Source organism: Evansella sp. AB-rgal1 (genome assembly GCF_041820985.1).
Taxonomy (GTDB): Bacteria; Bacillota; Bacilli; order Bacillales; family Salisediminibacteriaceae; genus Evansella.
This window is the reverse complement of the sequence record NZ_JBGUAU010000025.1, coordinates 22834-35138: the sequence shown is the minus strand read 5'-3', so window position 1 is coordinate 35138 and position 12305 is coordinate 22834. Positions and strand designations below refer to the sequence as shown.

At 35.0% G+C, this 12305-nt stretch carries 13 protein-coding genes and 1 other RNA gene; 3 read left to right on the top strand and 11 right to left on the bottom strand.

All coding sequences use genetic code 11. The annotated features are described in order from the left end of the window. The first annotated feature begins 128 nt into the window (after positions 1 to 128). Positions 129 to 1019 (top strand): hypothetical protein, encoded by an 891-nt coding sequence (locus ACERII_RS18905; RefSeq protein ID WP_373644360.1) that lies wholly within the window; start codon positions 129 to 131, stop codon positions 1017 to 1019. Between the two features lie 10 nt (positions 1020 to 1029). On the opposite strand, the gene ACERII_RS18900 is transcribed toward ACERII_RS18905, so the two are convergent. The 7 genes from ACERII_RS18900 to ACERII_RS18870 all read right to left on the bottom strand — a co-directional run bounded on the left by ACERII_RS18900 (position 1030) and on the right by ACERII_RS18870 (position 6535). Further along, on the bottom strand, positions 1030 to 2607 hold the full coding sequence (locus tag ACERII_RS18900) for a rhomboid family intramembrane serine protease (protein WP_373644359.1): 1578 nt from the start codon (positions 2605 to 2607) through the stop codon (positions 1030 to 1032). Positions 2608 to 2650: 43 nt separating this feature from the next. After that, on the bottom strand, positions 2651 to 3385 hold the full coding sequence (locus tag ACERII_RS18895) for an HAD family hydrolase (RefSeq protein ID WP_373644358.1): 735 nt from the start codon (positions 3383 to 3385) through the stop codon (positions 2651 to 2653). A gap of 62 nt (positions 3386 to 3447) precedes the next feature. Beyond that, positions 3448 to 3624: a sodium:proton antiporter gene (locus ACERII_RS18890; protein ID WP_373644357.1), complete on the bottom strand. Its 177-nt coding sequence runs from the start codon at positions 3622 to 3624 to the stop codon at positions 3448 to 3450. Between the two features lie 209 nt (positions 3625 to 3833). Next, positions 3834 to 4790 carry an L-lactate dehydrogenase gene (locus ACERII_RS18885; protein WP_373644355.1) on the bottom strand — a complete coding sequence of 319 codons (957 nt, stop codon included), beginning with the start codon at positions 4788 to 4790 and terminating at the stop codon, positions 3834 to 3836. A gap of 111 nt (positions 4791 to 4901) precedes the next feature. Beyond that, the gene (locus ACERII_RS18880; RefSeq protein ID WP_373644353.1) at positions 4902 to 5462 is read right to left on the bottom strand and encodes a 5-formyltetrahydrofolate cyclo-ligase; all 561 of its coding nucleotides are present in this window, start codon (positions 5460 to 5462) and stop codon (positions 4902 to 4904) included. A gap of 236 nt (positions 5463 to 5698) precedes the next feature. Then, positions 5699 to 5848 carry a 50S ribosomal protein L33 gene (gene rpmG / locus ACERII_RS18875; RefSeq protein ID WP_278284595.1) on the bottom strand — a complete coding sequence of 50 codons (150 nt, stop codon included), beginning with the start codon at positions 5846 to 5848 and terminating at the stop codon, positions 5699 to 5701. Between the two features lie 90 nt (positions 5849 to 5938). Further along, entirely contained in the window at positions 5939 to 6535 is a 597-nt protein-coding gene (locus tag ACERII_RS18870; protein ID WP_373644352.1) for a hypothetical protein, read from the bottom strand. 383 nt (positions 6536 to 6918) lie between these two features. Between ACERII_RS18870 and ACERII_RS18865 the strand changes: the two genes are divergently transcribed. Together ACERII_RS18865 and ACERII_RS18860 are read left to right on the top strand one after the other, a co-directional pair. Beyond that, entirely contained in the window at positions 6919 to 7263 is a 345-nt protein-coding gene (locus ACERII_RS18865; RefSeq protein ID WP_373644351.1) for a hypothetical protein, read from the top strand. 18 nt (positions 7264 to 7281) lie between these two features. Then, on the top strand, positions 7282 to 7821 hold the full coding sequence (locus ACERII_RS18860; protein ID WP_373644350.1) for a hypothetical protein: 540 nt from the start codon (positions 7282 to 7284) through the stop codon (positions 7819 to 7821). Positions 7822 to 7882: 61 nt separating this feature from the next. On the opposite strand, the gene ACERII_RS18855 is transcribed toward ACERII_RS18860, so the two are convergent. The 4 genes from ACERII_RS18855 to ACERII_RS18840 all read right to left on the bottom strand — a co-directional run bounded on the left by ACERII_RS18855 (position 7883) and on the right by ACERII_RS18840 (position 12273). After that, on the bottom strand, positions 7883 to 9958 hold the full coding sequence (locus ACERII_RS18855) for a peptidoglycan D,D-transpeptidase FtsI family protein (protein WP_373644349.1): 2076 nt from the start codon (positions 9956 to 9958) through the stop codon (positions 7883 to 7885). A 50-nt stretch (positions 9959 to 10008) separates the two neighbouring features. After that, positions 10009 to 10194: non-coding RNA, 6S RNA (gene ssrS, locus ACERII_RS18850), on the bottom strand. Between the two features lie 120 nt (positions 10195 to 10314). After that, the gene (locus tag ACERII_RS18845) at positions 10315 to 11553 is read right to left on the bottom strand and encodes an MFS transporter (protein WP_373644347.1); all 1239 of its coding nucleotides are present in this window, start codon (positions 11551 to 11553) and stop codon (positions 10315 to 10317) included. A gap of 114 nt (positions 11554 to 11667) precedes the next feature. Beyond that, positions 11668 to 12273, bottom strand: a complete 606-nt coding sequence (locus ACERII_RS18840) for a superoxide dismutase (protein ID WP_373644346.1) — start codon at positions 12271 to 12273, stop codon at positions 11668 to 11670. Positions 12274 to 12305 lie beyond the last annotated feature (32 nt).

Below are 12305 nucleotides of genomic sequence, written 5' to 3'. Positions count from 1 at the left end.
GCTCCTTTACTTTTTCATTGTTTGCATTTCCTCATGAAACATGCGTAAAAGATTTTTCTATGCATACCTTCTCTCTTCTACTCATATAACGTAGTAGACAGGCTGTTGTATTCAAAGGAGAGAGATGAATGAAACAAAAATTAAATAAAAAAACTTACTTTATCGTAGGTGCACTGCTTACTGCATTAGCATTTTTATTTTTACCTATATTTTCATTATCTGAAACAAGCGAAACAATAATATATTTTCCTGAAGACTCAAACATTACATTTCCAGAAAAATCTACCGAAATTCAGTTACGAGAATTAAAAGATGAAAATGAATATTTATTAGAATGGCAATTCTATTCTACATCTAGTGAATCTGTTTACCTAAGGCAAGATATTTCCTTACTATTCGAAAACGGAATACTAGTTGATAAGCGTAGTGAAAGTAAACAAAATAATAATAAAATCACGGGAAAATCGAGCTTTTACGGGGAAGATAGTGGAAAACATGTAGCAATTTCACTTCACTATGCAGAAGTTCATTATCCTGAAGAATTAATTAAGAGTAAACGAACGATGAGCCAAGATACCCTATATATTATTGACTCACCACTATCACCAATTTTAACATTCAGAGAACCAAAAACAACAATGGAGAAGAGAAGTAAGAATTTACTTGACTCCATTATTGAGCAACAATTAATGTATAAATGGGAAGAATTACTAGAAGAGTTTCAAATAAATCGATCTACCTACTTTGAAATACCTTTTGACAAGTTAGCAAAGTATGAATCACAACCATTTCCATCTTTTACACAAGAAAAGACAAATGAAGTTCTAGGTAAATTGTGGGAAGGATTATATCGATATTACATTTTAGGAGTGAACACATTTACAGATAAAGACTATGATCCAATTGGGAATACATTACCTCTCATCCTTCTCCATGAAAATGGAGGGCATTTACTTGTCTTGTATGAAACAGATGATGGAACGAAACAACAATTACTTCAACACATTAAAAAGGACTAAACATGGCTGTTCAGTCCTTTTTTAACAATTCATTTATTTGTCGCATAATTTGAAGGTATTTATCATCATTCGGACTTTCTGCAAGTGCTCGTTGAATGTGCTCATATGCATCTTCATATTGCATTAATTCCAAATAAACTAACGATAAATTATAATGCGCATCCTGCAAGTCTGGCTCTCGTTCTAATACTTTCAATAGGTTTTCCCTTGCATCTTCATATTCTCCAAGTTGTGCTTGGATATAGGATAAAGTGAAATACGTTTCCGTTAAAATAGGCTCAGCAGATATTAGGTTTCCAGAAACTATCCTCTCAAAATAAGGCTTCCCTTCCTCATATTCATCATTTTGGACATGTTCCTGTCCTAGTTGATAAAATACAGCATAGGTCTGGATGGATTCTTCTTGAGAATAAGCATAAGATAAAAGACCAAAAAAACTAATAATTGTAAAAACAATTACTATTATCTTCATTTTTATAATTTTATGTTTTGGAAGACCTACAATGGCTGACGCAACAAACCCACCAACTAGTCCACCAATATGGGCTCCATTATCAACCATTGGAACTAGAAAACCAAATGCTAAATTTATAGCCAGTATGACAAGTACATTCATCCCCATCGTACGGAAAAACAATCTACGGTGTATCAAACCAAAATATAATAATGCTCCGAAACATCCAAATATAGCACCACTGGCCCCTGCAGAAACTTGTTCATTAAATGCGAAGCTTGCAACGGAACCAAGAAATCCCGCAAGAAAGTATATGAAAATAAAACGAAAGGTACCAAATATTCTTTCCACTGCACTACCAAGAAAATATAAGGCTAGAGAATTCATCATTAGATGAAGGAAACCTATGTGAAGAAACATGGAACTAAAAAAACGCCACCATTCCCCCTCATGAATGTAAGGGTTAAATTTTGCTCCAAATTCAATTAGGGTAGCAACATCTTGAGAAGATCCATAGTACTCTACTATGGTAAACATAATCATAATTAGTGCTAGTAATAGGTATGTAAAGATAGGCTTTCCAAACATAAAGATTTTCCGCTCTTGTTCATGGCGCATTTCTGAGGCGTTTTGTACAGAATATCGTAAGGAACGAATATAATTACCTTCGTCCTCCAGTGATGGTAAAGGTAAGAAGGAAGGCATATCTTTTAGATTCCATTCCGTAGCTAAAGGAAAAAAAATACTTTGTATCTTATCATAAGGAATTAGTATTGTTCGTTGTTGGTGTTTTCCCCCTGCAGTGAAAGGCAATGGCTGATTGATAAATTCTTTATAACTATCCACAGGTTCATAAGGAGAAAGAATAACATTTATTACGTTTGCCGAACGTAATCCTACACGTTTTCTAATAAGTTTCGCCTGTTCGTATGTATTTTTTATATCAACCTTTACATCACGGCTCCAATCAAAATCCTTTTGGGCAAGTCGAATAATTTGGAATGGTTCTTTTCGGTCATCTTCCATCCAGACTTCTTCACCATTTTTATGAATATAAATTACTCTCATACCCTCATGGTTTATTAGGTGGTTAACAATTTCCCAATAACGAATTATTACATCCAATTTATTCATGGAGCAACCCTCCAATTCCTCTTAACCGAGTAAAAATCCCACTCTATTTATCAAAGTTTGCAAAAAATAACCGAACTTCTTCTAATGTATGAAATTCCTTAACAGGTTGATGATTTGTCTTTCGCTCTTCTTTTCTTGTATTTAAGAAAATGGAATCCCATCCAGCTTCCATCGGTCCAACTACATCATGCAGCCATGAATCACCTATATACAGTAGTTCAGCAGCTTTTATGTTTAATCTTTCCTCGGCATACTTAAATATTTCTACCTGCGGTTTTGCAAAACCTATGTCTTCTGAAATAAAAATATTTTCTCTCTGAATCCATGGAATCACACCTAAATGGTTTATTTTATTTTTTTGAATAGTACTTTTCCCATTTGTTAAGACTGCTATGTTCCGTTTCAACTTTTTTAGCAGATCAAGCAAAGGAAATAAACTAGGGAATGGCTCACTAAAATTATCTATGGATTTATCATAATAAGAATGAAACATAGAAGCAGCACCATCTTCACATGGTAAATGTAACTTTTTCATCGTTTCATTAAACCGTATCGTTCTATATTCCTCTTTCGACAACTTCTTATTTTCATACAACCCCCAATATTTATCACAATTACGTTTGAATACAGAAAAAAAATATTCAAAAGAAACGTTAGATTTCACGCTCCATTCTTTACACAAGTATAAATCATAACAAGCCTCTATTGCACGTTTAAACGCCTGCTCATGACTAAACAATGTATTATCTAAATCAAAACATATTCCTTCCCATTTCAAGTATCTCACCCCCATTTATGCGAAGTTACTATGAATAAAAAAATCCCGAAAATTTCTCGGGATTAACGTAGCATTTGATACATCATTTTCTCTCGAACTGCAGGGATGCGCATAACTAATGCTACTGAAAGACGGCGTAACCATCTTTTTGATAAAAATGCATTGATAATGCGGTATCTATTACGTAAGATACTTCTAACTCCAAAAAATATACCAAGCAAGAATAATATTCGTTGCATGTGAATCCCTCCTATCGTCTTGAAGACACTCAAAAATTCGCTTTTATCTTTGTATGAGTACCCTCTAATTGAAAAAGTTCCTTTATCTTTTTCAATGCCTTCCTGTTATTAGGGTGGATCAAAAATCAAATATTATCCTTGTGTAGAAAAAGTTCCATTAACACTATTTGACATTAGCTAGACTTCAGTTAGAATGTTGATGCCTTCTACTAAGGCTTAAAAACAGGAGCCATTGCCTCTTTTAATACTTTTGCAGAATGATGTAGTTGTTTCATTTCTTCTTCGTTTAAATCAATCTCCATTACTCGTTCAATACCATTTTGACTAACAATTGCAGGTACACCTATATAAAGGTCATCTAACCCAAATTCTCCCTTAAGCAGTGTAGAAACAGTTAATATGGAATGTTCATTTCGTAAAATTGCTCTTGTTAATCGTTTTAATCCCATTGCAATTGCATAGTGTGTTGCACCTTTACGCTCAATAATATGGTAAGCTGCATCACGTACATTAATAAAGATCTCATCCAAATCTTCTTTTTTTGTATCAGGCTTATTATGCTCAATATAACGATCAATAAGCTCGGAACCAATTCTTGTTTGGCTCCAAACAGGTAGTTCTGTATCTCCATGTTCACCCATAATATACCCGTGAATGTTACGTACATCCAAATCAAAATATTGACTCAGTAAAAACCGAAACCGAGCTGTATCAAGAATCGTACCAGACCCTATAACTCGTTCCATTGGTAATCCTGAAAATTTCCAAGTTGCATAAGATAAAATATCCACAGGATTTGTAGCTACAATAAATATCCCTTTAAATTCATTTTCCATCACAGAGCCTACAATGCCTTTAAAAATATTCACATTCTTCTCAATTAAATCTAATCTAGTTTCACCAGGTTTTTGATTAGCACCAGCTGTAATTACAACAAGATCAGCATCTTTACAATCGGAATAATCGCCTGCCCAAATCTTCATAGGTGAACCAAAAGGGAGTCCGTGATTTAAGTCCATCGCATCCCCTTCTGCTTTTTCCTTACTCAAGTCTAGTAATACCATTTCATCTGCTACATTCTGATTTATTAATGAAAATGCATAACTTGATCCCACAAAGCCTGTACCAATGATCACGACACGCGTCGTTTTGCTTCCATATACCATAATTGCATTTCACCTTTCTTTAACCGATATTTTAAGACTTATATTAACAGGAGGAACAAAAGTGTGTTTGGATCCATCTAAGCTGTAATATTCCCAAATAAATAATTACTATCATAGTATCATCAGATCAGTATCTTTAATAATAATTTGCACAGGTATATCATGATTCTCATTAGGAACAACCTCTACGAACTGAAAATCGTAGCATAACGAACAGGTTTTCATACTCTTACCGTGTAAAAACCTATCATAATATCCTCCACCATGCCCTATTCTATACCCCCTTCTATCAAATACTATGCCAGGAACTAGTAGTAAGTCCATATCCTCCGGATGATATTTTTCTGTTTTATTAGGGATCGGTTCTTTTAAACCATAATAACTTTCCTCCAACTGATGAAAGGATGTGATCCGATAAAAAAGGAGTTTACGCTCCTTAGGAATACATTTAGGTACAACAACAGTTTTACCTTCCTCCCAAGCGTGGTTAATAATAGTATATGTATCTATTTCATGTTCCATAGAAATTGTTACACCAACGACTTTTGCAGCCTGCCAAGCAGGTAACGAAAATAACCTTTGTTGAATAACATTATCTCTTTCTTTTTTTTCAGCCAACGATATACACTCTAATTTCTTTTTTACTTTTTCCCTTAAATGTTTTTTATTCAATTTGTATCACCCTATAATATGTAATAAAAAAAGCGCAAGGCGCCCTCTCAGGACCGAAATGCAAATGTTCTGGACGATAAAAAGTGCTTTTTACTTTTTAATCGGCCAGGTTATTTGACACGAGGTCCTGGCGCCTGGAGCTAGACAACTTTCTAAGTCCAAAAATGTTATACTTTCTTTTAAAAAAGAAAAAGAGTAACAAAAACTATTAAAGTTTTTTGTTACTCTCGTTGTTATTACTTTGTTTCACGGTGCAACGTATGACGTCCTAATCTTGGGCTATATTTTTTAAGCTCAAGTCGGTCAGGGTTTTGACGTTTATTTTTAGTCGTAATATAGTTGCGATCGCCTGTTTCTGTGCAAGCTAACGTTACTTGTACACGCATATTTTCTCCCTCCAAATCTCTAAACTAACTCATACCTTAAAATAATAGCAAAAAATGAGGCTAGAATCAAGAGAAAGAAAATTCCGATTATTAATTAGATAATCTTTGGTTCAATAATAAGTCACGATATTGAGAATGTAACTCCTCTAACTCTTGTAGATTAGAACTTTGAAATTCCCATTCATATATATAACTAGACGAAGACGGATTAATATTTAATTCAAGCTCTATTGCCCATCCATTACTCTCTTTTATTAATGGTTGAAATTGCAATGGAATACCATCAAGCCATTTTTGAAGATCAACCTTATCTGTGCAACATATAAAATTGGAACTATACTCTGTTACTCCCCCATACAAGCGGTACCCTTTGCCATCGAATATTATTAAAGCTTCCTTCGAAGGGGAATAATAAACAACTGGTTTTTCACTATTACTAGTAAGATCATAATTTATTAGTAGAGAAATACTCACTGATTCATCTTTTTTATTATGAAAGACTAGTTTATTTAGCTTTTTACCTTCTACTTTCATCGGTAACTGTATCCATTTCCAGCTAATGTTATTATTTTCTCCTTCTCTATAATGATGAAAGTCAAAAGGATTAAGAACATCTATCATCACATTACTTGATTTTAAAGCATATTTTTTTTTATACTCAACGGATAATTTTGGTAATACAGACAATACAATCCCTCCTCGTATTTAAAACTTGTCTCCTTCTTATTTTTGAATATCGATCGTTGTAATGTTTTTATTTATATATTTATCTTACCTAGAGACAGCCACTCCAACAAGAAGGTATTTTTGTCAGTATCTGTCATACTTGTCCAACATTCTGCTATTGTTAGGAAAGTTTTTATAAAAAAATAAAAAAAATGTGTATTAATATTGACCAGTTGTTTTTTTCTACAATATTCTAGGTAATTTTTGTTATTTTTCTAATTGCATCCTTTATATAGCGCCTTTTTACGACAAACAGGTCCTAAGACATCTAGTTAGATATTTTCTTTTATGATATAACTAAGTAGTTGTACTTTTTTATGAAACTTTAAACGGAGGAAAATAGTATGCAATCAACAATAATTGGATTATTAATACTGTCCATTTTACTTTTTGTTTTGTCCATCTTCCAAAAGGATCGAGGAAAAGAAGTTGAAAAACAGATGGAAAACTTGTCTATTCAACTTATGCAGGAGATGTATCAAATAAAGAAAAAAGTATCCTTACTAGAGGAAGAATTAATGGTTAATTCAACTAACTCTTTAGAAAATATGTCGTTAAGTCATGGGACCAAATTAACAAGAGACGATGTTTTGGCTATGTACGAGGAAGGAAATACAATCCAAGATATCGCAGCATTAACGAATTATAGTGAAGTGGAAATTGATGAACTACTTTCACAAAAAGTATAAGGAAGGCAGGAATATATTGTGTCAATAAAACATCAATTACGTGGTACAGCAGTGGGAATTTTCATTGCCACCTCCACTTTTGCTGCAACGTTTTATATGGGGAATAGTAATAATGGAGAAATTACACCTGAACAAGCAATTACGTACTTAGAAGAAGATCAATTCATTGTTCTTTCCGCAGATGAGTATCATAACATACAAACGGAACTTGCTGAACTACAGGAAGAATTGCAAAGCATTACTATGCAACAAGAGGAAGAAGTAGAATCTACAGTAGAGAAAGACTTCACGGAAGAATCTAATACAGTAGAGCAACAAGATACAGAAGTAGCAAAAGAAGAGTTTACCATTGAAGGCGTATTGATAGTAAGTGAGGGAATGACTACTAGAGACATCGCTGAACAGCTGGAAAGACTACAAATAATAGAAGATGCTCGTGAGTTTGAAAGGTATATTTTAGAACTAGGAATAGACCGTAGACTAAGAATGGGTGAATACAACCTAACAAGTAATATGAGTCATGATGAAGTTATCTCTGTCATAGCAGCCCCTAACTAACTTATAAAACGGTATAGATAAGAATAAATCCCGTAGAACCTTCTACGGGATTTTTGTACCTTTATTCGTTTGTATCCTCTTCTTCCTCCTCTTCATCATCTATAGTAATCTCCATGTATTCCTCGCCAGGTTTTAATGGACCACGACGTTTTTCTTTCAATTCAAAGTAAGCATCCAGAACTCTTTTAGAGATAGCCAGTGAGACTCCCCCCTCATCTACATGCATACCGTGAACGACTACGGAAAAAGCCACTTCTGGGTTATCATAAGGAGCATAACCTACAAACGTTTGATTGTGAGCATCTCGTCGATTAACTCTAACCTGCGCAGTTCCCGTTTTTCCAGCGGGATTATAAGATGCTTGCAAAGCTCTACCAGTGCCACGATTTCCGTAAACAACTCTATGAAAACCATTACGTATTGTATTCATATGACTTTCATCAACGTCTACCTTATTTAAAATTTCCGGCACCATTTGCTGAGATATAGGACCTAGTTCACGTTTATCCGGTAACGGTTCTCTTATTTCTTTCACTACACGAGGAGCAATACGATAACCATCGTTGGCTATCGTCGAAACATACTGTGCCAATTGAAGTGGTGTATACGTATCATATTGTCCATAAGATAACATCAAAAGAAGCCCTGCAACAGACGATTCACCACCAAGACCACTCGATTCATTTGGAAGATCAATGCCTGTATTTACTCCTAGTCCAAATTGATGGTAATAGGAGCGTAAAGTTTCGTAACCAGCTTGAAAGTTGCCCCAATTTCTACCTGAGACACCTGGAATGTAATTTATTAACCGCATAGCCACTTCTACCATATAAATATTCGAAGATTGCTCTAAAGCAGATAATGCATCTACATAACCTAAAGGTCGATGGGAACGAATCATAGGTGTATTAGGTATATTGGTAATAGGTCTATCAAAAATCCTTGTATTAGCTGTTACTACGCCTGTATCAAGACCGGCTAAAACAGTTGCACCTTTAATCGTTGACCCTGGTTCGAATGCTTTTGTAAATGTGCCCTCGAAATCATTTTTCGTTTGTCGATTCTCCTGATCTAGGTAACCTACTAATGATAAAACCTCTCCAGTGTGTGGTTCCATCATAACAACATAAGCGTTTGGGTCTGCAATGTATCTAGATTCAACTTTACTTACCTCTTCTTTGACTATTTGCTCTATGCGCTGTTGTAGTTCCATATCAAATGTAAGTACAAGATCATTCCCGCGACTACCTTCATGAATTTCGGGGTTTCTTAACAAGTTCCCTCTACTATCCACCGCGTTTTCTTGTCGACCTTTTCTACCCGTTAGAACAGCTTCATACTGTCTTTCTATATAACTGGTACCTACTTCTTCATTTCTTTCATATCCATTTGCTAAGAAGTGATCGATATCGTCTCGAGGTATCGACCCTACACTTCCGAACACATTTCTTAACGTTTCATCATATACATACACACGTTTTGAATCATCTATAATCTCAACACCAGGTAAGTTCTCCAGATTTTCCATTATCTGTGCTGCTTCTTCGTATGTTATTCCAACCTTCACCTTATGTGGCAAGTTATTGTAACCAAGATTAAATTCTCTCCACAATAGAAACACTTCTTCTACTTCTTGTGTAAAAAATTCTTTTAATTCTCTCTCAGTTATTCTATCAATACGTTTTTGGTGAACATCACGATCATTCAATTCTAATTCATTCGCTTCTTCTAAAGTTAGCTTCGCAACAAAATCTTCACTATTCATTATGCCCCAATATTCTTTTCGATCACGATCTACACTATACCTAGGCTCTTCAATTGTAATATACTTATTTAATTTTTCAGCAGTTTCTATCATCTCATTTTGAGGAGTATTTCTATTCGTATAAGTTACAGTAAATAAAAGTTCATTATCTACTAGTATATTCCCAAATCGATCATACATAAGTCCTCTTGGCGCTTCAATTGGAATACTAAAGTTTATTGTTCGATCTAACTGTTCTTGAAACTCTTCTCCTTGGACTATTTGAACAATCCCTAGACGTAAAATTAATGCAGAAAAAAGTAAAAACACAAGAAAAAACAATATGTTTAGACGGATGGGTAAATGATTACGTTTCATTTTTTTTTCAGACATCGCACTGTTCCTTTCATAAGAATAGACACCTCTCACTAAGGTGTCTAACATGTTTGCCCGCAGATGCGGTTATCTTCCAGATTTCACGAACCCGCCTAAAAGCAGGTGGGTGCTCGCAAAAGTATTTTCATCTTCCTTACATAAAGGCATGATGTACATACTCTTATATAAAGCTCCCGAGTGAATTGGTGTTCGGTTCGACTTAAACTCGAAGTTCACCAACACCGCAGGCGATTCATTTCTTAAATTTACTAGTATTATATCATAATCGAACATATTTTCAATGAAAGTTCTAGAAAAAGTCTGTGAGTGCTAAGTGATGACAGAAAATTTTTACGCCAATACCATTAAATTTATTAGACATTTTCCCGATGTCTAATTGTAGATAAGTCAATCTTACGAATACACCAGTAAATGATAGTATGTCCTAACCCTAATATCGCTAAAGCAATTGGGATCCCTTTATCCTCACCTAGGAAGGAAATGAATGCTATTAGCGTTAAGATTGAGGTGATTCGACCACTATTAATAAAAAGTTCTCTTATTACAATATATTCTACTCTCATTTCTGCAGCTTTCCATGCACTACCTATAACGTCATAAGATAGGGAAGCATATGGAACAAGTAATAGAGGATAAGCAATGGAGATAGTTATTCCGTACAGAATCAACTTCGTAAAGGTAACATCGAACACGATAATAAAAATTGCTGCATATAGAATTAATCCTGCAACAAGGATCGATCTTTTTCGATATTGAGGTTTTATAAACCTGCCTACAAAGTAATAACAAACGAAGGATACAGCAGATGCTATTAGTCCGTACGTACCTATTGCAAGCTCGCTGCCTGTGGATACATAAACCCATACAACAATAACAAAAACAAAGCTTCCTTCACGAAGTCCTTGGAAAAAGTTAGCTCTCGTGATTCTTTTCCAATTCAAGTTATCTTTCCTTACCTTAAAAACATCTATTAGGTGGTATTGCCCTTTCGCAGACCGTCTGTTCAAAAAGAAACTCAAAATAACAGCTGTTACAAATAATCCTAAGGAAATAGCGAATATTACACGATAGCCTATTAGCTTTTCCATATTTGTAATAAGAAATCCCGCACTTATTGGACCAATCATTCCAGCGAATGAATTGAGTAACCCTAAGAATCCATTAAAGAAATCCCGAGTTTCAGGTTCCGTAATTTCAAACGTTAATACATTAAACGAAAGCCAATAAAAACCGGCACCAATTCCTAATAAACCTCCTAACAAAATGAGAAAATCCCCTGCATTTTCCCCCAAAAATAAGACAGTAAAGAAAAAGATTGATAAGAAAGTAACGCCCAATCTAAGAACGATTACCCGATCAATCTTCTTTGCCCATCTACCAGCTAAAAGAAAGGTTATTGGCTGCATTACAACTACCGATAAATTGTAATGAGCTAAATCAATAAACTCACCAGACTGTTTCCATAAGTATACATTTACGAAAGTGTTTGATAAGGCAATACTGAGTGCATACAAGCCCCCAATTATAAGGAGGACATTTAGATCCTTGTTTAACTCAATATCACCAACCATTTTTTGAACCCACTTCTTCATTAGCAGACTCTCCTTTTGCAGTGACACAACTTATTGTGCGCCATTAACAAAAGGATATTCACCGGGCTGTACTATAAAAAAACTGGCCACCCAATGGATAGCCAGTAATCTTTCTTATTTTGCTGCTGCAAAACGCTTCGCTACTTCGTCCCAATTTACAACATTAAAGAATGCGTCAACATAATCAGGGCGTAAGTTTTGATACTTTAAGTAGTAAGCATGCTCCCACACATCAACACCTAGGATAGCAGTCTTTCCTTCCATAATAGGTGTGTCTTGGTTTGGTGTGCTTGTTACTGATAGCTTGCCACTATCTACTACAAGCCAAGACCAACCAGATCCAAAACGAGTTAATGCAGCATTTTTGAATTCCTCTTTGAATTTATCAAAGCTTCCAAATGCTTCATCAATAGCACTAGCTAATTCACCAGTAGGAGCTCCCCCACCGTTTGGAACCATGATTTCCCAGAATAACGTGTGGTTATAATGCCCGCCACCGTTATTACGAACTGCTCCTCGTATGCTTTCTGGAAGTGCATCAAGGTTCGTTAGTAATTCTTCTAAACTTTTCCCTTGGAAGTCTGTTCCTTCAAGTGCATCATTTAGTTTTGTTACATATGTGTTGTGATGTTTCCCGTGATGAATTTTCATAGTTGTTTCATCAATGTGTGGTTCAAGTGCGTTGTGTGCATATGGTAGTTCTGGTAGTGTAAAAGCCATTTGTATCTCCTCCTTGTAATAGTTAAATATGT